This is a genomic window from Vibrio methylphosphonaticus (assembly GCF_023634655.1).
In the GTDB taxonomy this organism is placed as follows: domain Bacteria; phylum Pseudomonadota; class Gammaproteobacteria; order Enterobacterales; family Vibrionaceae; genus Vibrio; species Vibrio methylphosphonaticus.
This window is the reverse complement of sequence record NZ_JAMKMS010000001.1, coordinates 249,701-273,074: the sequence shown is the minus strand read 5'-3', so window position 1 is coordinate 273,074 and position 23,374 is coordinate 249,701. Positions and strand designations below refer to the sequence as shown.

21 protein-coding genes and 2 tRNA genes are annotated in these 23,374 nt (G+C 44.6%); 20 read left to right on the top strand and 3 right to left on the bottom strand.

Going from position 1 to position 23,374, the window contains the following annotated elements:
- The first annotated feature begins 18 nt into the window (after positions 1–18).
- The 14 genes from glmM to M9196_RS01150 all read left to right on the top strand — a co-directional run bounded on the left by glmM (position 19) and on the right by M9196_RS01150 (position 14,618).
- Positions 19–1,356, top strand: coding sequence for a phosphoglucosamine mutase (gene glmM / locus M9196_RS01215; RefSeq protein ID WP_250615708.1), 1,338 nt, complete (start codon positions 19–21; stop codon positions 1,354–1,356).
- 291 nt (positions 1,357–1,647) lie between these two features.
- Entirely contained in the window at positions 1,648–1,986 is a 339-nt protein-coding gene (gene secG / locus M9196_RS01210) for a preprotein translocase subunit SecG (RefSeq protein WP_250615707.1), read from the top strand.
- Positions 1,987–1,999: 13 nt separating this feature from the next.
- A tRNA-Leu gene (locus M9196_RS01205) sits at positions 2,000–2,084 on the top strand.
- Positions 2,085–2,139: 55 nt separating this feature from the next.
- Positions 2,140–2,216: transfer RNA gene (locus M9196_RS01200), tRNA-Met, on the top strand.
- 244 nt (positions 2,217–2,460) lie between these two features.
- On the top strand, positions 2,461–2,916 hold the full coding sequence (gene rimP, locus M9196_RS01195; protein WP_250615706.1) for a ribosome maturation factor RimP: 456 nt from the start codon (positions 2,461–2,463) through the stop codon (positions 2,914–2,916).
- Positions 2,917–2,948: 32 nt separating this feature from the next.
- A complete protein-coding gene (gene nusA, locus M9196_RS01190) occupies positions 2,949–4,436 on the top strand; it encodes a transcription termination factor NusA (protein ID WP_250615705.1) in 1,488 nt (495 codons plus the stop codon).
- 22 nt (positions 4,437–4,458) lie between these two features.
- Positions 4,459–7,176: a translation initiation factor IF-2 gene (infB, locus tag M9196_RS01185; protein WP_250615704.1), complete on the top strand. Its 2,718-nt coding sequence runs from the start codon at positions 4,459–4,461 to the stop codon at positions 7,174–7,176.
- Positions 7,177–7,275: 99 nt separating this feature from the next.
- Positions 7,276–7,671 (top strand): 30S ribosome-binding factor RbfA, encoded by a 396-nt coding sequence (rbfA, locus tag M9196_RS01180; protein ID WP_250615703.1) that lies wholly within the window; start codon positions 7,276–7,278, stop codon positions 7,669–7,671.
- Positions 7,671–8,630 carry a tRNA pseudouridine(55) synthase TruB gene (gene truB, locus M9196_RS01175; protein WP_250615702.1) on the top strand — a complete coding sequence of 320 codons (960 nt, stop codon included), beginning with the start codon at positions 7,671–7,673 and terminating at the stop codon, positions 8,628–8,630. The genes rbfA and truB overlap by 1 nt, the downstream gene beginning before the upstream one ends.
- A gap of 260 nt (positions 8,631–8,890) precedes the next feature.
- Positions 8,891–9,160: a 30S ribosomal protein S15 gene (gene rpsO, locus M9196_RS01170; protein ID WP_005598021.1), complete on the top strand. Its 270-nt coding sequence runs from the start codon at positions 8,891–8,893 to the stop codon at positions 9,158–9,160.
- Between the two features lie 327 nt (positions 9,161–9,487).
- Complete coding sequence (pnp, locus tag M9196_RS01165; protein ID WP_250615701.1) at positions 9,488–11,620, top strand: polyribonucleotide nucleotidyltransferase; 2,133 nt, start codon at positions 9,488–9,490, stop codon at positions 11,618–11,620.
- Between the two features lie 154 nt (positions 11,621–11,774).
- Positions 11,775–12,713, top strand: a complete 939-nt coding sequence (nlpI, locus tag M9196_RS01160) for a lipoprotein NlpI (RefSeq protein ID WP_250615700.1) — start codon at positions 11,775–11,777, stop codon at positions 12,711–12,713.
- A gap of 110 nt (positions 12,714–12,823) precedes the next feature.
- Positions 12,824–13,234 (top strand): MarR family winged helix-turn-helix transcriptional regulator, encoded by a 411-nt coding sequence (locus M9196_RS01155; protein ID WP_250615699.1) that lies wholly within the window; start codon positions 12,824–12,826, stop codon positions 13,232–13,234.
- 46 nt (positions 13,235–13,280) lie between these two features.
- Positions 13,281–14,618, top strand: a complete 1,338-nt coding sequence (locus M9196_RS01150) for an MATE family efflux transporter (protein WP_250615698.1) — start codon at positions 13,281–13,283, stop codon at positions 14,616–14,618.
- 98 nt (positions 14,619–14,716) lie between these two features.
- Here the strand turns inward: M9196_RS01150 and M9196_RS01145 are convergent, their stop codons facing one another.
- The 3 genes from M9196_RS01145 to M9196_RS01135 form a co-directional block, all read right to left on the bottom strand.
- The gene (locus M9196_RS01145) at positions 14,717–15,589 is read right to left on the bottom strand and encodes a U32 family peptidase (protein ID WP_250615697.1); all 873 of its coding nucleotides are present in this window, start codon (positions 15,587–15,589) and stop codon (positions 14,717–14,719) included.
- 14 nt (positions 15,590–15,603) lie between these two features.
- Positions 15,604–16,617 (bottom strand): ubiquinone anaerobic biosynthesis protein UbiU, encoded by a 1,014-nt coding sequence (gene ubiU / locus M9196_RS01140; protein WP_250615696.1) that lies wholly within the window; start codon positions 16,615–16,617, stop codon positions 15,604–15,606.
- A gap of 281 nt (positions 16,618–16,898) precedes the next feature.
- Positions 16,899–18,938, bottom strand: a complete 2,040-nt coding sequence (locus M9196_RS01135; RefSeq protein ID WP_250615695.1) for a sensor domain-containing protein — start codon at positions 18,936–18,938, stop codon at positions 16,899–16,901.
- A gap of 179 nt (positions 18,939–19,117) precedes the next feature.
- Here M9196_RS01135 and ubiT point away from each other — a divergent pair, with 179 nt between their 5' ends.
- The 6 genes from ubiT to M9196_RS01105 all read left to right on the top strand — a co-directional run bounded on the left by ubiT (position 19,118) and on the right by M9196_RS01105 (position 23,368).
- Positions 19,118–19,645, top strand: coding sequence for a ubiquinone anaerobic biosynthesis accessory factor UbiT (gene ubiT, locus M9196_RS01130; protein ID WP_250615694.1), 528 nt, complete (start codon positions 19,118–19,120; stop codon positions 19,643–19,645).
- On the top strand, positions 19,629–20,144 hold the full coding sequence (locus tag M9196_RS01125) for a GNAT family N-acetyltransferase (protein WP_250615693.1): 516 nt from the start codon (positions 19,629–19,631) through the stop codon (positions 20,142–20,144). Before ubiT ends, M9196_RS01125 begins: the two co-directional genes overlap by 17 nt.
- Positions 20,145–20,449: 305 nt before the next feature.
- On the top strand, positions 20,450–20,878 hold the full coding sequence (locus M9196_RS01120) for a DNA polymerase III subunit psi (RefSeq protein WP_250615692.1): 429 nt from the start codon (positions 20,450–20,452) through the stop codon (positions 20,876–20,878).
- Positions 20,871–21,332: a ribosomal protein S18-alanine N-acetyltransferase gene (rimI, locus tag M9196_RS01115; protein ID WP_250615691.1), complete on the top strand. Its 462-nt coding sequence runs from the start codon at positions 20,871–20,873 to the stop codon at positions 21,330–21,332. The genes M9196_RS01120 and rimI overlap by 8 nt, the downstream gene beginning before the upstream one ends.
- Positions 21,333–21,539: 207 nt before the next feature.
- Positions 21,540–22,340 carry a hypothetical protein gene (locus tag M9196_RS01110; protein ID WP_250615690.1) on the top strand — a complete coding sequence of 267 codons (801 nt, stop codon included), beginning with the start codon at positions 21,540–21,542 and terminating at the stop codon, positions 22,338–22,340.
- Between the two features lie 260 nt (positions 22,341–22,600).
- Positions 22,601–23,368 (top strand): SDR family NAD(P)-dependent oxidoreductase, encoded by a 768-nt coding sequence (locus M9196_RS01105; RefSeq protein ID WP_250615689.1) that lies wholly within the window; start codon positions 22,601–22,603, stop codon positions 23,366–23,368.
- Positions 23,369–23,374: the final 6 nt, after the last annotated feature.

The window sequence follows — 23,374 nt, the reverse complement described above, 5'->3', positions numbered from 1 at the left end:
ATAGAAAAAGGAAATCACATGTCACAACGACGTTATTTTGGTACTGATGGTGTGCGCGGTAAGGTGGGACAATACCCAATCACTCCTGACTTTGTACTAAAACTTGGCTGGGCTGCTGGACGTGTTCTTGCAAAGCAAGGCACAAAAAAAGTCATTATTGGTAAAGATACCCGTATTTCCGGTTATATGCTGGAATCAGCGTTAGAGGCTGGTTTATCGGCGGCGGGTCTAAAAGCAATCTTTACTGGACCATTGCCCACGCCTGCTGTGGCGTATTTGACGCAAACTTTTCGTGCAGAGGCGGGCATTGTAATCTCGGCCTCCCACAACCCTTACTATGATAATGGCATTAAGTTCTTTTCTTCAGAAGGGACAAAGCTTCCCGATGCTATTGAGCTTGCTATTGAAGCTGAACTCGACAAAGACATTGAATGTGTCGAATCCTCGCAGTTAGGTAAGGCAAGTCGTTTGAACGATGCAGCAGGGCGTTATATCGAGTTTTGTAAGAGTACTTTCCCGCACGACTTAGACTTATCGGGCGTGAAAATTGTTATCGACTGTGCACACGGTGCGACATACAAAATTGCCCCAGCTGTCTTTAGTGAATTGGGTGCAGACTTGGTTGTAATGGGCGCAGAGCCCGATGGGACTAACATCAACGATAAAGTTGGCGCGACTGATGTAGCCGCGTTGCAAGCGCGTGTACTGGAAGAGCAGGCTGTACTTGGACTTGCGTTTGATGGTGATGGCGACCGAATTATTATGGTTGATCATCTAGGCAATAAAGTCGATGGCGACCAAATTGCGTATATCATTGCTCGTGATGCGCTGCGTCGAGGTGAGCTTAAAGGTGGGGTGGTTGGAACACTAATGACCAACCTTGGTATGGAGAATGGCTTAAAGCAGCTAGGTATCCCATTTGTGCGCGCAGCAGTAGGCGATCGCTATGTCATGGAGCAATTGCTAGAAAAGAACTGGAGAATTGGCGCAGAAAACTCAGGCCATGTCATTTTACTTGATAAAGTGACCACTGGTGATGCGATTGTTGCCGGTTTGCAAGTCCTGGCGTCGGTAGTTGGTTCGAAAATGTCACTTAATGAGCTGGCAAGTGGCATGACACTTTATCCGCAAGTGCTTATCAATGTTAGATTTAGTGGTGATGCGAATCCGCTCGAAGCTGATGCAGTCAAGCAAGCGGTGTTGAAGGTAGAAAGTGATTTAGGTGATAAAGGCCGAGTGCTTTTACGTAAATCGGGCACTGAGCCTTTGCTTCGTGTCATGGTAGAAGGCGAAGACGACGCTTTAGTGAATCAATCGGCACAGTATATTGCCGATGCCGTTAAAGCGAGTTGCTAATGACCAGCAATGACGGTGGACGCTAGGAAGAAAGGTATTGATTTATCTTTCATCATTGTCATTCGTCATCGTGACTTTTTAGCGAAATGAGCCTATTTGCCCCTTTTTTGAGCATTTAGGCTCTAAAGCTACGGTTTTTCTTATTTTTATCTTGTCAGTCAGTGCGGCATTCGTTAGTATTGCCACCGCCTTCTCTTAGGAGGTCATAGCCAGGTTTTCTAAATATGGTGAATACTTTACCATTATGAAGAAAGCAGCGCTGGCTCAACAATTAGGAACATAGGTGGACATATGATTCAAGTTCTACTTGTGATTTACCTGTTGGCTGCGCTTGGTGTTATTGGCCTAGTGTTGATTCAACAAGGTAAAGGCGCAGACATGGGAGCCTCATTCGGTGCTGGCGCGTCAAACACAGTGTTTGGTGCTAGTGGCTCAGGAAATTTTCTAACCCGAATGACTGCAATTTTTGCAATTGTATTCTTTGTTATTAGCTTAGTCTTGGGTAACATGTATACCCACAAAGGCGAGTCTCAATGGGTTGATCCTTCACAAGGTCAAGTTATTGAACAGCAAGCTGATAATACTGTGAGTGAAATTCCCGCTAAATCAAGCGACGAAATTCCTCAATAAGCGAACAGCTTAAGCCGAGATGGTGAAATTGGTAGACACGCTAGCATGAGGTGCTAGTGCCTTATGGTGTGAGGGTTCGAGTCCCTCTCTCGGCACCATTATTTATAAACTTGTAATACAGTTTGTTGAGCGTATAATGCACAACAAGTCGGACGCGGGGTGGAGCAGTTTGGTAGCTCGTCGGGCTCATAACCCGAAGGTCGTCGGTTCAAATCCGGCCCCCGCAACCAATACTTTCTAAGTGTTGATGGATTGCAAGTTTAGCAGTGTGAAAAAATCACTGCACATTAAGGAAATAATGAATAACTTTTTAAGTTGTCCATTTATTGTTTATCCTTAATGCATCAGGGTCCAGCAACAAAAAACCCCGACTTTTTCGGGGTTTTTTGTTATCTGAGCTTTTTAAAGCTCAGGTATGTGTGCTTGGGATTTAAATTGGGCTTTAAGCCCTTTTTTTGTTTCTGGAGTGGTTAAATGACTGGTTTAGAAAGACAACTTACAGAATTACTTGAAGCTCCGGTTGAAGCTTTGGGTTACGAATTGGTTGGTTTAGAGTTCATCCGTGCAGGTGAGCATTCAACGCTTCGTATGTATATCGACCATGAAAATGGTATCACTGTTGATGACTGCGCAGAAGTGAGTCGTCAAACAAGTGCAGTGATGGACGTCGAAGATCCAATTACGGTGGCTTACAACCTAGAGGTGTCTTCACCAGGTCTTGAACGTCCACTGTTTAAAGCAGCACACTACGTACAATTCATTGGTCACGAGGTCAACATCGTTCTCAAAATGGCAGTGGGTAACCGTCGTAAGTGGAAAGGCACTATCCAATCTGTTGATGGCGAAAACATCACAATCCTTGCTGATGGTAACGAAGAAGAAATGGTGCTTAGCAACATTTCTAAAGCTAACCTGATTCCTAAATTTTAGGTCCCTAAAAAGAAAGCTTAGAGGCTAGATAAATGAGTAAAGAAATTTTAGCGGTAGTTGAGGCGGTTTCTAACGAGAAAGCGGTACCTCGTGAGCGTATTTTCGAAGCGTTAGAAACAGCGCTAGCAACTTCAACGAAGAAGAAGCATGAACTAGAAATTGAAGTTCGCGTTGAAATTGATCGTAAAACAGGTGAGTTTGTTACTTACCGTCGTTGGATGGCCGTTGCTGAAGTTGAGACACCAACATTAGAAATCTCAATTGAAGCTGCACAATTTGAAGACGAATCGATTCAAATCGGCGATTTTATTGAAGATGAAATTGAATCGGTAACGTTTGACCGTATTACGACTCAAACTGCAAAGCAAGTTATCGTGCAAAAAGTTCGTGAAGCTGAGCGTGCTCAAATTGTTGAACAGTTTATTGATAACGAAGGTGACTTAGTTACTGGCGTTGTTAAAAAAGTGACTCGTGAAACGATCATTCTTGACCTTGGTAACAACGCAGAGTCGGTTATTTTACGTGATGACCAATTGCCACGTGAAAACTTCCGTCCAGGCGATCGAGTTCGTGGTTTGCTGTACGCGGTTCGTCCTGAAGCTCGTGGTTTCCAACTATTCATTACTCGCTCTAAGCCTGAAATGCTAGCAGAGCTTTTCCGTGTTGAAGTGCCAGAAATCGCGGAAGAGTTGATTGAATTAAAAGCGGCTGCTCGTGATCCAGGTTCTCGTGCTAAGATCGCAGTGAAAACAAACGACCGTCGTATCGACCCTGTTGGTGCGTGTGTTGGTATGCGTGGTGCACGTGTACAAGCTGTTTCTAGTGAGCTTGGCGGTGAGCGTATTGATATCGTGCTTTGGGATGATAATCCGGCACAATTCGTTATCAATGCAATGGCACCAGCAGACGTAGCGTCAATCATCGTTGATGAAGATGCACATGCTATGGATATCGCGGTTGAAGCGGATAACCTAGCTCAAGCTATCGGCCGTAACGGTCAAAACGTTCGTCTTGCTTCTCAACTGACCGGTTGGGAACTGAATGTAATGACAGTTGCTGATCTACAGAAGAAACACCAAGAAGAAGCATCTGCTTCAATTGAAAACTTCATGAAGTATCTTGATATTGAAGAAGATTTCGCACAGATGCTAGTAGAAGAAGGTTTCTCGACTCTAGAAGAAGTGGCGTACGTGCCAGTGAACGAGCTTCTAGACATCGATGGCCTAAACGAAGAAATCATTGAAGAACTTCGTGGCCGCGCTAAAGACGCACTGACAACAATGGCTCTTGCACAAGAAGAATCATTTGAAGGTGTTGAGCCAGCTGAAGACTTGCTTGCATTAGAAGGTCTTGAGCGTGAAATGGCATTTAAATTGGCTGCCAAAGGTGTAGCAACTCTTGAAGATCTTGCAGACCAAGGTGTCGACGAGCTCGAGGGTATCGAAGGATTAACGGAAGAACGTGCCGGTGAACTTATCATGGCAGCGCGTAATATTTGTTGGTTCGGCGACGAAGAATAATAATCAGCAAGGAGGTAGTTGCATGACAAAACTTACGGTTAAAGCACTTAGCGAAGAAATTGGTACGCCAGTTGAACGCCTAATTGAACAACTTGCTGATGCTGGTCTTAAAAAATCAGAAAGTGATCAGGTCAATGATGAAGAGAAGCAAACGCTTCTTACACACCTGAAGAAAGAACACGGTGATACATCTGGTGATTCTGAACCAACGCGACTAACGCTACAACGTAAAACACGTAGTACGTTATCTGTTGCCTCTGGTGGCGGTAAGAGCAAAGATGTACAAATCGAAGTACGCAAGAAGCGTACTTATGTAAAGCGCAGCGCTATTGACGAGCAAGAGAAACGTGAAGCTGAGGAAGCAGCAACACGTGAGGCGGAAGAGCGTGCACAACGCGAAGCCGAAGAGCTAGCCAAACGTGACGCTGCAGAGAAAGCACAGCGCGAAACTGAAGAGAAAGCAAAGCGAGAAGCTGAAGAAAAACGTGCAGCAGAGGAAACTGCTAAACGTAAAGCTGATGAAAAACGCAATGCAGATTCAACGGATCAAAAGCGCGACGAAGCGGAAAAGGCCAAGAAACAAATGAACGCAAAGAATGCTGAAGCGAAAAAAGAAGCTGACGAGTTGAAGCGCCGTCAAGAACAAGAGGCACAACGTAAGGCTGAAGCGGAAGCCGCTCGTCTCGCAGAAGAAGCGAAGAAGTTGGCTGAAGAGAATGCTGAGCGCTGGTCTGAGCAAGAGAAGAAGTCTAAAGAAAGCGAGAAAGGTGACTATCACGTAACGACTTCAACTTACGCTCGTGAAGCAGAAGATGCTCAAGACCGTAGCGAAGAAAAAACGCCTCGCCGTCGTAAGAAAAAATCTACGCAAGACCGTGATGACTCTCGCGGTGGACGTGGCGGACGTAATCAACGTGGCCGTAAAGGCAAGTTGGCGAAACCTAGCTCAATGCAGCATGGTTTTGATAAGTCTGCACAAGTTGCTAAACAAGACGTGGTTATTGGCGAAACGATTGTTGTTTCTGAACTGGCACAAAAAATGTCAGTAAAAGGCACTGAAGTCATCAAAGTAATGATGAAGATGGGCGCAATGGCAACTATCAACCAAGTGATTGACCAAGAAACAGCATCATTAGTTGCTGAAGAAATGGGACACAAGGTTGTACTTCGTAAAGAAAACGAATTAGAAGAAGCGGTACTATCTGACCGTGATGCAACGACAGAAGCCGTATCTCGTGCTCCAGTTGTTACTATCATGGGTCACGTTGACCACGGTAAAACATCGACGCTTGATTACATTCGTCGTACCCACGTTGCTTCTGGCGAAGCGGGTGGTATTACTCAACATATCGGTGCATACCACGTAGAAACAGAAAACGGTATGATCACTTTCCTTGATACTCCTGGACACGCGGCGTTTACTGCTATGCGTGCTCGTGGTGCTCAAGCGACAGATATCGTTGTTCTTGTTGTTGCTGCAGATGATGGTGTTATGCCACAAACAGTTGAAGCTATCCAGCACGCGAAAGCGGCAGGTGTTCCTTTGATTATCGCAGTAAACAAAATCGATAAAGAGGGTGCGAACCCAGATAACGTTAAGAATGAGCTTGCTCAATATGACGTTATTCCTGAAGAGTGGGGCGGTGAGAACATCTTCGTTCATATCTCTGCAAAACAGGGTACAAACATCGATGGTCTTCTAGAAGCAATCCTACTTCAGTCTGAAGTACTAGAGCTAACAGCCGTTGCAGATGGCATGGCATCAGGTGTGGTTGTAGAATCTTACCTAGATAAAGGTCGTGGTCCTGTTGCAACAGTACTTGTTCAGTCTGGTACTCTTCATAAAGGCGATATCGTTCTTTGTGGTCAAGAGTATGGCCGTGTACGTGCAATGCGCGATGAAATCGGTAAAGAAATCCTAGAAGCAGGACCGTCGATTCCAGTTGAAATTCTGGGTCTATCTGGCGTACCTTCATCTGGTGATGAAGCAACAGTTGTTCGTGATGAGCGTAAAGCTCGTGAAGTTGCGAACTACCGTCAAGGTAAATTCCGTGATGTGAAACTTGCTCGTCAACAAAAAGCGAAACTAGAGAACATGTTCTCTAACATGACTGCTGGTGATGTTGCTGAGTTGAATGTTGTACTGAAAGCTGACGTACAAGGTTCTGTTGAAGCGATTGCTGATTCACTACTGAAACTGTCTACTGAAGAAGTAAAAGTGAAGATTGTAGGCTCAGGTGTTGGTGGTATCACCGAAACTGACGCTTCACTGGCGGCTGCTTCAAACGCGATTATCCTAGGCTTTAACGTACGTGCTGACGCTTCTGCGCGCCGTGCGATTGAAAATGAAAACCTAGATCTTCGTTACTACTCAATCATCTACCAATTGATTGACGAAGTGAAGCAAGCAATGGGCGGTATGCTGGCTCCTGAATTCAGACAAGAAATCATTGGTCTGGCAGAAGTACGTGACGTATTTAAGTCACCTAAACTTGGCGCGATCGCTGGTTGTATGGTTACTGAAGGTACGATTAAGCGTAACAACCCAATCCGCGTTCTTCGCGATAACGTTGTAATCTACGAAGGTGAGCTAGAATCTCTACGCCGCTTCAAAGATGACGTTCAAGAAGTTAAGAACGGCTATGAGTGTGGTATCGGCGTTAAGAACTACAACGATGTTCGCGTAGGCGACCAAATCGAAGTATTCGAAATCGTTGAGATTAAACGTACTCTAGATTAATTGACAAAATAGCTGCTGACTTTTTTAATTAGTAGTAATGGTTGTTAAATACACCATGGGGGGCGCAAGCCCCCCATTTTTCCTATAGTGAGAAAAGAAATGTCAAAAGAATTTAGCCGCACGCAACGCGTGTCGCAGCAATTGCAAAAAGAATTGGCGCTGATCTTACAGCGCGAAGTTCGTGACTCTCGCATTGGTATGGTGACGATTTCTGATGTTGAAGTGTCACGTGACCTTGCTTATGCCAAAGTATTTGTCACTTTCCTTTGTGTTGGTGAGCAAACGCCAGAATCATGTCTAGCGGCGCTGAAAGAGCATGAAGTACCAGTTCGTATGGCTCTTGGTAAGCGTATCCGTCACCGTTTAACGCCTGAAGTTCGCTTTACTTACGACAATACATTGGTTGAAGGTATGCGCATGTCTAATCTTGTGAGTGAAGTCCTGAATGATGACAAGCGTAAACAAAAAGAAGCAGGTCGCGAGGACGAAGAGTAATGGCTCGTCGTCGTAAAGGTCGTCCAGTTAATGGGGTTATCTTGCTTGATAAGCCAACCGGGATTTCGTCAAACGATGCTTTGCAAAAAGTTAAGCGACTCTACTTCGCTCAAAAAGCTGGCCATACCGGTGCGCTTGATCCTTTAGCGACAGGCATGTTGCCAATTTGCTTAGGCGAAGCAACAAAGTTTTCTCAGTTCTTATTGGATTCAGATAAACGTTATGTTGTGAAAGCTAAGCTTGGCGAACGTACTAATACGTCTGATTCTGACGGTGAAGTCGTTGAAACTCGTGAAGTGAACGTCGTACGTGAGCAGCTTGAACGATGTGTCGCTAGCTTTAAAGGCGAAACCGATCAGGTTCCTTCTATGTTTTCTGCATTGAAGTATCAAGGTCGCCCGCTCTATGAGTATGCCCGTGAAGGTGTTGAGGTTCCGCGTGAGTCTCGCAAAATCACGGTGTACTCCATCGAACTACTGCGCTTTGAAGGTGATGAGATCGAAATGGAAGTCCACTGCTCAAAGGGGACTTACATTCGAACTATTACTGACGACCTTGGCGAAATGCTCGGTTGTGGTGCTCATGTCACTTACCTACGTCGTACCGGAGTTGCAAAGTATCCGTATGAAAAAATGGTAACATTGGAGCAGTTGAATGAGCTCTTGGCACAAGCTGAGCGTGATGAAGTTGCGCCAAGAGAGCTACTTGATCCGCTATTAATGCCAATGGATACAGCAGTAGAAGACTTACCTGAAGTGAACATGAATGCGGAACTGACCGACCTTGTTCAACATGGTATGCCAGTTCAAGTTGCAGGCGCGCCATCAGAAGGCACCGTGCGTATGACCAGTGGTGACGAGAAATTATTTATTGGTGTTGCGACAATTGATAGCAATGGCAAAGTGGCACCAAAGCGCTTAGTGGTTTTCTCTGAAGAAACGGAAACGGAAACGAAATAGTGGATTAGCGACTACGTCGTTATTGCTTTTCTATTACTTGGAGTGCTTCTTTACTAATTAGAGTACTTCTTCGTTACCTAGATAGCGCCCTGCGTTAGAAATACGATCAAGAGGCGAGCAGGACTGCTCGCCTTTATTGTTTTAACTGACGTTAGCTATTGCACCCTTGGATAAACTTCCCTATAATTCGCGCTTCGCGTAGCGGCTGAATCAGAGATTGGCTGCTACAACTATAAACCTACTCTTATTAGGAGAGCATTATGTCTCTGAATGCAGAAACTAAAGCAGCAATCGTTGCAGAATACGCACAATCTGAAGGCGACACTGGTTCACCAGAAGTACAAGTAGCACTACTTACAGCTTCTATCAACCACCTTCAAGGTCACTTTAAAGCTCACAAAGGCGATCACCATAGCCGTCGTGGTCTACTACGTATGGTTTCTAGCCGTCGTAAGCTTCTAGACTACCTTAAAGGTAAAAATCTAGCTCGCTACCAAGATCTAATCAAACGTCTAGGTCTACGTCGCTAATAAGCGTCTGCATAGAACAGTTTGTATAAAAGGGGCTATATGCCCCTTTTTTGATGCCTAAATTTCGCTGTTATTAGCACAATCCGCATTAAGTAGTTTATACTACGTCCCGTTAGAGCCGACTGACAGGTTCTAATGCACCACTCATTGCATTGCAGTCCAATTAGTCGACCATTAGGTCGCGACTATTCCAAGTTAGCTTAGGCGTTATCCTCTAGGTGAACACCCTAGAAGAGAAAACCTTAGGCGATTTGCACTAGTCGCGATATGTGATGCCTTGAGCCAATAAACACTCAATCTAGTTGGTTCTAGATAAAAGGAAATACAATGTTCGAAAAACCAGTTGTTAAGTCGTTTCAATACGGCAATCACACAGTAACGCTAGAAACTGGCGTTATGGCTCGTCAAGCAACTGCTGCTGTAATGGCAACAATGGATGACACATCAGTATTCGTATCAGTCGTCGCTAAAAAAGAAGCGGTAGCGGGTCAAGATTTCTTTCCACTAACAGTTAACTACCAAGAGCGTACTTACGCTGCAGGTAAAATTCCTGGTGGTTTCTTCAAGCGTGAAGGTCGTCCTTCTGAAGCGGAAACACTAACGGCTCGTCTTATCGACCGTCCAATCCGCCCACTTTTCCCAAGTGCATTCAAAAACGAAGTTCAGGTTATCGCAACGGTTGTTTCTATCAACCCAGACGTAAACCCAGACATGATCACAATGATTGGTACTTCTGCAGCACTTGCTATTGCTGGTGTTCCTTTCAATGGTCCTATCGGTGCGGCACGTGTTGGCCACATTGATGGTGAGCTTGTACTTAACCCTTCAAATGCTGAGCTTGAAAACTCTAAACTAGACCTTGTTGTGTCTGGTACAGAAGGCGCAGTACTAATGGTTGAATCTGAAGCAGATAACCTATCTGAAGAAGAAATGCTATCTGCGGTAGTATACGGTCACGATCAACAGCAAGTTGTTATCAAAGCGATCAACGAATTTGCTGCTGAAGTTGCAACCCCTTCTTGGGATTGGACTGCACCTGAAGTAAACACTGAGCTAAAAGCGAAAGTGGCAGAGCTTGCTGAAACTCGTCTTTCAGATGCTTACCAAATCACAGAGAAAATGGCGCGTTACGAGCAAGTTGGCGCAATTAAGACTGAAGCGGTTGCTGCACTTCTTGCTGAAAACGAAGAGCTGGATGAGCGCGAAATCCGCGGCATGCTAGGTTCTTTAGAGAAAAACGTTGTACGTAGCCGCATCATTGCTGGGAACCCACGTATTGATGGTCGTGAAAAAGACATGGTTCGTGCACTTGATGTACGTACTGGTGTACTTCCACGTACTCACGGTTCTTCTCTATTCACTCGTGGTGAGACTCAAGCACTTGTTACTGCAACGCTTGGCACACAGCGTGATGCACAAATCATCGATAGCCTAATGGGTGAGAAGAAAGACAACTTCCTTCTACACTACAACTTCCCTCCATACTGTGTAGGTGAAACTGGTTTTGTTGGTTCTCCTAAGCGTCGTGAAATTGGCCACGGTAAATTGGCGAAGCGCGGTATTGCAGCAGTAATGCCTTCAGTAGAAGAATTCCCATACACAGTACGTGTTGTATCGGAAATCACAGAATCTAACGGTTCTTCTTCAATGGCTTCTGTATGTGGTACTTCTCTAGCACTTATGGATGCTGGCGTACCAATTAAAGCTTCTGTTGCGGGCATCGCAATGGGTCTAGTGAAAGAAGGCGACGACTTTGTTGTTCTTTCTGACATTCTTGGCGACGAAGATCACCTAGGTGACATGGACTTTAAAGTAGCAGGTACTAACGACGGTATCACTGCACTTCAAATGGACATCAAGATCGAAGGTATCACTAAAGAAATCATGCAAATTGCACTTAACCAAGCGCAAGGTGCACGTAAGCACATCCTAACGGTTATGGATGAAGCGATTTCTGGTGCTCGTGAAGATATTTCTGAGTTTGCTCCTCGCATTCACACGATGAAAATCAGCTCTGAGAAGATCAAAGACGTTATCGGTAAAGGTGGCGCTGTTATCCGTGCTCTTACGGAAGAAACTGGCACTACAATCGAAATCGAAGACGACGGTACTATCAAGATTGCAGCAACTGAAGGTGCTGCAGCGAAAGAAGCGATTCGTCGTATCGAAGAAATTACTGCTGAAGTTGAAGTTGGTCGTATTTACGCAGGTAAAGTTGCACGTCTTGCTGACTTCGGTGCGTTCGTGACAATCCTTCCTGGTAAAGATGGCCTAGTTCACATCTCTCAAATCGCTAACGAGCGTGTTGAGAAAGTGACTGACTACCTAAAAGAAGGTCAAGAAGTTCAAGTTAAAGTACTTGAAATTGACCGCCAAGGTCGCGTACGTCTAAGTATGAAAGAAGCGCTAGAAACTCCAGCTGCTCCTGAAGCTGGCAATGCGGCGCCTAGCGCAGAATAATTCGCGTAATTCGCACATTATGTGACAAAGCGTGTTATAAAGAGGGGTCAGTGACCCCTCTTTTTTATGCGCGAAGGAAAATACCTGCTAAGACTTAATGACCAATAACCTTAATTGGTCGTCTTACAGCATCAGGTTCAAGGAGATATTTATAGTGAAATGGTTTCGAGTTTTAGGATTAGGTTTAGTTGTTGCCGTGACAGGTTGTGCCTCCAATTCATCGCAAGATGATTCACAGTGGTTAAACCCGCCAATGGCCGTTCCTTTGCAAGCCAATGTTCAGTATGAAGTGCAAGTGGCCCGGTTAACTCAGCTTCTACAGCGCGGTGACCTTGAAAATGATGTACGTGCAAAAATGCACTTTGAACGAGGCTCATACTACAATAGCCTAGGTTTACGCGATCTTGCTCAGCTCGACTTTAACCAATCTTTGCAGCTAAACCCAGCTCAGTCCGTGGTGTTTAACCAAGTCGGCCAATACTTTACTCAAATAGGTGACTTTGACTCAGCCTATGAAGCGTTTGATTCAAGTTTAGAATTAGATGCAGCAAACTCTTACGCATTACGTAACCGCTCTATTGCTCTTTATTATGGCGACCGTTTCCCTTTGGCGATTGAAGGAATGACGACATATTATAATGAAGCGCCATCTGATCCTTATCGTGCTCTTTGGCTTTATATCATTTCCCGTGAAGTGGGGCCGATTGATGCGGCAATTGCTTTAGAAAAACGTTATCAGAGTGCCACCAACGAGTGGGGCTGGATTCTAGTCGCATTGATGTTAGATAAAGTGACGGAAGAGCAAGCCTTTAAAGCGGTATTAGCAAGCAGCAGAGACAACAATGTACTTGCGGAACGCTTAACAGAGGTGTACTTCTATTTAGCGAAACGTCATCAAATCGATGGTGATTACCCTGCCGCCGTATCTTTGTATAAATTGGCGATTGCGCAAAATGTTTACGATTATGCTGAACACAAATACGCATTTTTGGAGTTAACAAAAATCTTTGAAATTGCGAGAGCTCAGCAGGTTGAAAAGGAAAAACAAAAGCAAGCTGAAGAGGCGAAACTTCAGTCTGACAGTGCCGAATAGTTTTCTCTTTTATACAAAAAACCAGCCTATAGGGCTGGTTTTTTTGTGCCTTGAGATTTCATTTCGATTCAATTAAACTAGTTAGCCAGGCTAATTAATGTGTTTTATGAATGTCTATTGAAGAAAGTATAGAGAAACTAGAGCGGTTAACATCACGAGTATGGCGAAGTAATAGTAAAGAAGATCCCTTAGGTCATCTAAGTTTCAATGAATATGACTACCTTAAAGCGATCCAGAGTTCGGCTGAGCCCATTCGTTTAACTGATTTAGCTAATGAACTTGAGGTGTCTAAACCTTCCGCCACGAATATGGTGAAACGCTTAGAACGAAAAGGTTTAGTCGAGAGGATTGCATGCTTGGAAGATGCTCGTTCGAAGCGAGTGCGACTGACGGAGAAATCGCGAGTACCACTAAGTGGTGAAGCTCATATCTATGCTATTGTCGCGACCAAACTAAGGGCGAAGTTGGATGAATCAGAGTCAGCTCAACTAAACCAATTATTACGCAAAGCGCTATCTTAAAATTTGTCTATTTAGTTAGCTTGAATAACTAAAGTGAGAGTAAAAAATGCAACAATCAATTTATCGCCAGTTTTGGCGTTATGCTATTCCAACCATTGCAGCCATGCTGGTCAATGGTCTTTATCAGGTAGTCGATGGTATCTTCATCGGGCAGTACATGGGCAGCGAAGGATTAGCTGGGATTAATGTTGTATGGCCTGTAATCAGTGTGATCTTAGGTATTGGCATGATGATTGGTGTCGGTGCGGGGGCTTTGTCTTCAATAAAACAAGGCGAAGGTAATATTGAGTCGGCTAAGAAAACACTCGCCACTGGTTTGATGTTATTACTAGGTTTAGGGCCTGTTGTTGCCGTGGTGCTTTGGAACTTTTCTGATTACGCATTGCAGATTCAAGGTGCGCAAGGGCGTATGCTGGAGCTTGGTATTCAGTATTTGGATGTCCTGATCATTGGTAGTGTTTTTTCTTTGGGGTCGATAGCGGTTCCTTTTTTGCTACGTAATGACGACAGTCCAAACATTGCTACGCTACTCATGATTCTAGGAGCAGTGATTAATATTGCCTTAGATTATTTGTTCATTGCGGTTCTGGAATGGGAACTCTCTGGCGCGGCGTTAGCTACTGCGATCGCTCAGGCTGTAGTGACGATTCTTGGTGTAGCTTACTTTTTCTCTAGCCGCGCTAATATGCGCTTAACGCTGAAAGACTTCAAATTTCAATATAATGTCGTGCCCCCTATGCTTTCTATTGGTCTCGCCAGCTTTTTCATGTTTGCGTATGGCTCATTTATGATTGCGATACACAATAAGCTATTTGCAGATTATGGCTCAGTCGTCCTGATCGGTGCGTATGCGATTCTTGGCTACATCATTACTTTCTACTATTTAATCGTGGAAGGAATAGCAAATGCGATGCAACCCTTGCTTAGCTATAACTTTGGGGCAGGTCGTAAAGACAACATGCGCAAACTCTTTAAAGTGGCGATGCTAAGCGCTGTTGCAGGCGGTGTCGCCTTTGTTACATTGCTCAACCTCTATCCTTTTGAGGTCGTGTCCATATTTAACTCTGGGGATGCAGACCTCATCGACAATACGGTTCTTGGTATTCGATTGCATTTGTTTTCTATGTTTTTAGATGGTTTTTTGGTGGTTGCCGCTGCTTATTACCAGGCGATTAACAAAAGTAAAAAAGCGCTCTTTGTGACGTTAGGCAACATGCTTGTCCAACTGCCGTTTCTTTATGTTTTACCGAAAATCTGGGGAGTGACAGGTATATGGATTGCGTATCCGATTTCTAACGTGGCACTCGCTGTCGTTGTGGTTTACATGATGTGGAAGGATGTCAGATTGTTGCGTGAGGAGCATGCCGCCCCTGTGATGGCGTAGATGTTTACCTGCGTAATAAGGTTAACATCAGATAGGGTGTTTAGATTGGCTTAAGTTATGGGATGCGTTTGCTACTGAGTACAAGCGCATCACATAGTTTATTGGACGTTAAGCCCTGCAATTTGGTGCCAGTAGCCATTACATTGACGGGCTAAGTCGCGCGCTGGGTTGCTGCCATTTTCATTGGCGCGGAAGCGTTCTATTTCAGAAAAGGTATCCAGCCCAATCGGACTAAGACGCGCCACATCGACTAACCCCTGCATCGATTGCAGGTCATTGATTAGGTTGTACTCATAACCGGATTGAGTTTGAATGCCATTCAGGTTAAAGACCGATTGACCTTCTTGGCTTTCGACTTGTAGACCCGTTGGGTATTTTATACAGCAAGTTTCGCAATCATCTTTCGCGCGATTTTCTGCTCGGGCAGTAAAACAGCGTGCCGAATAAGCCAGAGGAATATAACCATGACTGAAGACTTCAACTTCAAACTGGTCGCGTATTCCAATGTCATCGGCCTGGTTTAGGGTGTTGACTAGCCATTCACGCGATAATTCAACCGGCATACACCAGCGTATCATCCCTTGCTTAACAAAAAGCTTGAGGGTGCGAGCGTTATACGTATTCACCGCAGGACCAACGACAAACGGCACCTTATTTTCGCTCGCAAGTTGGATCGCGGATACATCGTTCGCTTCAATAGCAAAGTCACCATTGTCGATGTATTTCTTCATGATGTTCACTTCACTAGGCGCCTCTAATAGCGCCATCGTGGATATCACGACCTGCTTACCTGATTGAGACAGAGACTTAGCCGCATCAAGCCAGTGTTTAGCCTTCATTTCTCTTCGTTTTGAACACACCGTTTCCCCAAGATAAATGATATCGGCGGAGCTGGATTTTGCTTGCTCATAAAAGCTTTCTACATCTTGTTTTGGCCAAAAATAGAGTAGTGGCCCGAGTGCATATTTCATCAATTAACCCCTGATTATTGCCACTTGCGGTGGTACGCGCCGAGTGTGGTTTGTGTCCCTTCAGATACATTGGCTAGCGCCTGATCCCAAGCTTGCTTAACTTGGTAATGCTGTGGGTCGCGTTGATAGAGATCGATAGCTTCACGCCATGTCCGTGTCACTTGCTCTACATAAGCGGGACTGCGTTGTCGTCCTTCAATTTTTACCGAAGATACGTTAGCGGCAAAAAGCTCAGGGAGCATTGAAAGCGTGTTTAAACTGGTTGGTTCTTCCAGGGCGTGATAACGCTTTCTCTCACCATCAATATTGGCTTCAAATCGTCCCTTGCATAAGGTTGGGTAACCCGCGTTTTCTCCTGCAGCATAGCGATCAATAAGGATATCGTTTAAACGAGACTCAAGCCCTGTCTCGGTTTCTTGCCAACGTACATATTTGGCTGGAGAGCATGCGCCAACGGTATTGGGAGATTCACCCGTTAAGTACGAAGATAAATAGCAGCGACCTTCCGCCATGATACATAAGCTGCCAAAGGCAAACACTTCAAGCTCAACATCTGAAGTAATGTTTCGCGACAGTTGCTTCACTTGGTGGATAGACAGCACGCGCGGCAATACCACGCGCTTAACATTGAAGTTTTGATGATAAAAGTCGACAGCAGCCGTATTGGTTGCAGACGCTTGAACCGACAAGTGAAGTTCTAAATCAGGGTACTTGGTAGCGGCATAATCCAATACCGCAATATCGGCCACGATGAGGGCATCGACGCCAAGTTCAGCAGCTTGATCCACGGCATTGGTCCAACGTTCAAACCCATCTGGGTGCGCAAACGTGTTTAATGCGATGTGGATTTTCTTGTTGCGATCATGAACATATTGCACCGCGCGTTCGAGTTTCTTTCCGGTGAAATTCAATCCTGCAAAGTGGCGAGCGTTCGTGTCATCTTTAAATCCAATGTACACCGCGTCTGCGCCGCAATCTATTGCCGTTTTAAGAGCAGGTAAGTTACCTGCTGGGCATAAGAGTTCCATAAGCTCAATACCAGTTATCCTATATAGGCAGGCATTTTATGAAGAAAGATGAACAGTCAATTTGATGTGAGGCAGGTTTACATTAATAAACATGCAATTAACACCAAAGAGGTAAATTTACCGCGTGAATACTAAGAGATCGAACGCAATGCGATGAGGTTAGGGCACAGTTGTGATGAATGTGTGCGATGAACACTAGATTTGCAAAGAGGTATACGGTGGTGGTGATAGGTTTTGACAGTACTAGTGCTTATAGGATTTGCACTAGTACTAATGAACGATTAATTACGGTGGCGTCGATTCTGAGCAAATAGGGCTTCGACTTCATGTTTGGGTTGCGGTCGGTGGAAGTGGAACCCTTGGATCGAATGGCAATTGAGATTCGACAATAATGTTGCTTGATGGCGAGTTTCTACCCCTTCAGCCACAACCGATAGGTTGAGCGACTTACCAAGGTTAATAATGTTCTCTATCACCGTAAGCTGCTTGGGTAGCGTATCAATGTCCATAATAAACGCGCGGTCTATTTTGAGTTCATCAATAGGGAAGTGTGCAAGATAAGAAAGCGAGGAATATCCCGTACCAAAGTCATCGATCGACAAGGCAAATCCTAGCCGTTTTATCGCGTCAAGCATTTGTAAGGTATGTTCACTGTTGCTCATCACGGCGCTTTCCGTTAACTCAAAGGTAATGCAGCTTGGATCAAGTCCTGTGGTATGCAGCAGCCTTTCCATATAGTCAATAAGCTTAGGGTTACCAAATTGCTCTGGTGATAAATTAATCGCAACCCGACCCGGTAAAATGCCCTGTAGTTTCCAGCGTTTTACCGTATTGAACACATCGCGCATGACTACTCGACCAAGATGCTCGATGAGACCTGCTTGTTCGGCTACGGGAATAAAAGAGGCCGGACTAATGTAGCCTTCGACAGGGTGCTTCCAGCGAACCAACGCCTCGGCACCGTTGATGCTAAAATCACGGGCATTAACTTTTGGTTGATACCACACTTCTAGTCCATTCTGCGCTAGGGCTTTTTGCAGTTCAATCTCTAGCCAAAGTCGCATACGCGCTTCTTTGTTCATTTGATCATTGAATTTGATCAGCCGATTACGACCACGAGCTTTTGCTTCATACATTGCAGTATCCGCGTTCTGCAGCAAAATTCGAGGATCATGACCATCATTAGGGTACGCCACGCTGCCTATCGAGCACGCAAGTCGTTTGCTAAAGTGATGTAAATCGAAGGGTTGATTGATAAGGTCTATGATTTTTTCAGCAAGCATATCGGCAGAGCTACTGCCTTCTGGTTCAGGTAAGATAACGCCAAACTCATCCCCACCAAGGTGTGCTAGCACCGTCTGTTGAGGAAGATGGCGTTTGAGTCTGGTCGAGACTTCTTTAATGACCCTATCACCGATATGGTGCCCCAATGAATCATTAATATTCTTGAAGTTATCAAGATCAAGGTAAAGCATGATAAGTGGCGTTTTCTTCTCGATGAAATGGTCGAGACAACGAGTAAAACCGAGTCGATTGTATAGCTTCGTTAGCGCGTCAATATTGACGTCTTCATGGCTATCTTTTGCTACTGGTTTTGGCTTCTCATCCATATCCTGAATGAGGATCAGGTGCGCACAACTACCGAAAAGGCTAGCGTCATCAACATGTAACACCAAGCGACGTTGTATCCCACAATATTCGCTGGTTTTCACGTTGCGAGGTTTGCCGTCAATGGTGGCACTGAGGTTTAATGGCGCTGGGGTAGTGCGATGTTCATCAATGAGTAGCCGGCTAAGAGATTCACTTAACAAGTCTGTTGGAGAGGAGTAACCAAATAAGCGTGCTGCTGCGGGGTTAGCCGATAAAATACAGTCGTCTTCAACCAGCAATAACCCATCGGGAATCAGGCGAGATAGCTTAAGAAATTTGCTTTCAGATTCTTCAAGTGAGCGAGTGAGAATTTGTTTTTCAGAAGTATCAATGGCATGGAAGACGATGTTTTCGATGATGCCGTCCACAATGATTGGGGACACGCTAAAATGTAAACTCGACTCCACATCGGATTCATCAAGAGTCACTTCAGATTCAATGGATTCACCGGACAGGGCTCTCTCGTAATAAGGCTTAAGTTGATGATAAAACCGTTCACCTAGTATTTGTTGATCGTTCATGCCGACCAGATCACTATGTGTCAGTCCTGCAACATCACAATACCGATCATTGACCATGCAGTATTGGTGTTCATCATCCAAAATAGCGCAGAAGAAAGGGCTATTGGACGTTAGTGTGGCGAAGTATTCCTTTAACGATTTGGATGACATCAATGTACTACCAGTTCTCTGAAGAGCTTATATATCAGTAACCCTCACACTATAACCGCGATTTATCAGTTAGAAAAGAGGAGAGTCCAAAGCTAGAAATATTTGACACATAACAGGATTTTTTTTGTGCGAATATCGTATTATGTGGCAATTGAAGCATAAATTAACGGAAAAACCGCGTGTTAGACAAGATTCGAAGTCAACTAGTTAAAAACGCAGCACAAATTTTGCGATCTCCAGTCCATTTTCTGCCAACTAAGTTTCAGAATATGGCATTGTCTGAAGCACTAAAAACCGTTTTTAAAGAATCACTTGAAGATGGTGACTTTGAATTTCTTGAAGGAAAGTGGTTAAAAGTTCATATTCGTGATCTAAACCTCAGTTGGTATATTTCCTACGAGAATGAAAAGTTGTTTGTCGCAGAGACACCACAAGCAGAAGATGTGAGTTTTAGTGGCAACTTAAATGACTTAGTGCTTATTGCCGGCAGAAAAGAAGATCCTGATACGTTATTTTTCCAACGTCGACTTAGTATCGAAGGGGATACTGAGCTAGGGCTTGAAGTGAAAAACTTGATGGATAGCGTCGATCTTGATGCATTGCCTAAAGCGATGTTAAGCGCACTGAACCATTTGGCTGATTTTGTTTATAAAGGCACACAGTCTCCCGTCAACAGTAGTGAGGTGACCCATGCTTATTCGAACTGAAGCGCCGTCTGATATTTTGACTATTGACCGGTTATTAAAATCTGTCTTTGAAAGTGAAGCGGAAGCGAACTTAGTAATGTCTCTTAGAGAGAACAGTAAGTTGACGCTATCATTGGTGGCGTGCACTGATGAGGGTGAAGTCGTCGGTCATGTCTTATTTACGCCGGTTACCGTAGATGGCGAAGATTATGCTTGGCAAGGGTTAGCACCATTAGCCGTGAGTGAGAATTATCAAGGTCAAGGTATTGCAAAAGCGCTGTTAAAAGAAGCTTTTGAAACGTTACCAGAACTTGGCTATCCCGCTTGTGTCGTGCTTGGTGACCCAAATTTCTATGGGAAGTTTGGTTTTCAATCTGCGGCGATGCAAGGTTTAGAATGTCAATGGGAAGTCCCTGAAGGTGCATTTCAAGCGCGTTCGTTAACTGAAGAGCCGCTTAAGGCACTTTACCCCGCAGGTAAAGGCTTGGTTGAATATTGCTCAGAATTTAACGAGTTATAATTTCCATCAAGGTAAGACGGCTAGTTCAAAATACGGGTATTGGGTTTAATCAATGAGATCGAGCTTAGATGCTTAAATGCTTAGGTGCTTAGGTGCTTAGATGCTTAGATACTTAGATACTTAGATGAGCAAAGCCGCTGAGTGAAATGCGCGAGTCACCATTTGGTGGCTCGCGCATTTATGTTTGCTGCCAGCATTTACGTTTGGTGATCGCTGGAGGCTTTGTTAAACTTCGTCTCTTCTTTTTCATCACAGATGATAGGCTAACGTGCGTCATCAGTGGCTTCATATAATGGTATTACTTCATGGTAAGAGATAGCGTAAAGCTGCAATTGATGGGGATCCAAACTTGGGCTCTTGCTCATCCGGAACGACTCGCGATCTCACCCGAGCAAACACTGAATTTACCAGAAAGCTGTGAGTTGTTGTTTATTTCCCCCATTCAGCCTGAAAATGAAACGTCGCTGTTTTACCAAAAAATCCTTAAAGCGATGAAGCTTGAGGTGGCGAACACGCAGCATATATACCCTGAACAACTGATCCATCTAGACACGTCTTCGTTGCCTAAATGGTTGTGGTTTTCCGGTGCTGAACACGAAAATGAGCGTTATCAGCCGATACTGGCACAATGTTCAAGTCAATGTAATCAATTGGTCTCTCCTTTACTATCGAGTATTGATGGTAATGACGCAGAGAGACGAGCCCTTTGGAATCAGATCCGTTCTTATGCGTAATTTTGAATTTGCTCCGCTTGCTAAAGAGCATGTCACAGCGGTACTTGCTATCGAGTTACAAGCTCACTCTCATCCATGGAAAGCGTCCATGATTGAAGAAATAAATGGGCGAGGCGCGCAAAATAGCGTCATGCTGGTTGATGGACAGGTCGTCGGCTATTTTTATGCCCAAAACATTGTGGGTGAAGTCTCGTTACTTAATATCGCTATCGACCCAAATCACCAACGTAAAGGGTTTGGTCGTGCGTTATTAGCGCATTTTCTTGACCAGTGTCAGAGTTGTGAAGCGGAAAGTGCATGGCTTGAAGTTAGAGAAAGTAACCAGTCGGCGATGAAGCTGTATTTAGATGAAGGCTTTAATGAAGTCGATCGTCGAAAAGCGTACTACCCAACAGAAGGTGGTCGCGAAGACGGCATTATAATGAGTTATTATTTTATGTTTGGTATGCAGTAAGCTTATCTGCTAAGCGGGGTGTTTCGCCTCGCTAGGCTATTGTTTTCACTGACCTTCCCACATTCAACTTGTACCAACTATATAAATACTAACGCGATTCAGCCCCGTCTTACCTGCAGTATTAATAGGTTACATTACCCTGAGTTACTTCGATTTTTTTACGTAGTCTTCATACTCCCCATTAATTATTGATAATCATGGGAATAAATGATGAAGCGATGTTCAGTTCTAACGCTTAGCGTGCTTAGTGCCTTAACTTTTACTGCTCAAGCAGCAGAAGAGCAAACGAACGATCCTGCAGACGTGACTCGTCCACAAACCTATCTAAAGGTAGATTCTGGTGCAAAGGGGAAAGATGGGTTAACTCGTCTTCAACTTAATATGGCGGGATCTTACACCGAAGAGATCGGCTACCTTGCTCAGTTAGAAGGGGATTTTCAAACCAACGTTGATGCAGATAAAAACAATGGAAAATCGTCAGACTTCGGTATGTCTCGTGTCCGCGCTCGTTATTTCCAAGTCCACGCAACGGTTTTTGAGTTATTACCTGAGATTGGCTTTTCATTAGACTACATCGATTATGCCAACAATTGGGTAGCGAAAGACGCAGGTGCGAACAATACGGTTGCTGTCGGTGCCGTTGCCAAGGTTATTACCCCGTTTGAATCTTGGGTTTCTTACCCTAACGTCGCGGTTATGCGTAACTCGTACGACAACGGTAAGTCTGGCAATGGGTGGCAAGCTAACTGGTTTAACTCTTTCTATCTAACAGAGAAAGGATCATACATTACGGTTAACCCTCAATATGCTAATTATGAAAACGCATTTGGCCAAAATGAACAGTCATTAGAAATGATGATGGAAGGCGGACTTCCACTCTCATCAGATGGCAGTGTGTGGGGTAACCTGACGTATTCTGAACATTTCTTTAAAGCGGGTGGTGAATCTCGTATGAAGCACCTCGATGGCAACCGAGAAGTTCGTATCGGTGCGACCTGGTTCTTCTAACCGTTATGAGTTTATGACGATTGAACGATGAGTGATTATGAATCAACACGTTGTTAGTAATTAATCGTTAACGCACTTAATCGTTACAATAAGGCAAGGAAGCCTTATATTTTTTCTCTTTCTCTTTCTCTTTCTCCTTTGGTTCTTCTCTTCTTTGTTTACCTTGTTACTGGATCGATCCAAGTTTGTAACTGCGATTAAGCGATTGAGTTAGGTACTATTCAATTTGAACGATTATGCGTTAACGAGAGGAAGTATTTATGGCAATGCCATTTCACTTAGAAGATAAAATTATTGTCATCATTGGTGGTACGTCTGGTATTGGTGAAGCAACCGCGAAACGATTACACGCTGCGGGAGGGCGTTTGGTTATCGCAGGACTGGATGCAGTAGCCTCTCAAGCGGACTCTCTAGAGGCGTTATATATCGATGTGGACGTTACGGATGAGATTTCGTTAAGTGAACTCATGGCGATTACCTTTGAGCACTTTGGGCGTATCGATGTTTTGGTGAATTGCGCAGGCTCTACTAACGGCTATAGCACGATTATGGAGTCAAAAAAGACGGAGTATGATGCGAATTACTCCGTGAATGCTTTGGGGACGGCGCTTGCTATTAAACATGCCGTACCGTACATGCCATTAAACTCAAGCATTATAAATGTTGCTTCTGTCGCAGGAACATCCGGTGTTCCTTATTTAGGCGCCCTTGCTGGCTCTAAATGGGCAGTGTTGGGGATTACCAAAACGGCAGCATTGGAGCTAGGCAGTAAACAAATACGTGTTAATGCGGTGTGTCCGACCTCGGTGGATACGCCAAGAGCGCACGCGGCAGGCGGCGAGCCTCAGTTGCGAATGGAGCAACGAGCCGTACCGCTTGGTCGTATAGGGCAGCCAGAAGAGGTGGCTGCGGTTATCCACTTTCTCGCGTCACAAGATAGCAGCTTTGTTAATGGCCAGGCCGTCGGCGTAGATGGTGGTTTTAGCGCCGGAATGAGCATTGAAGCCTATAACCAACTCGCCCAATAATAGGAA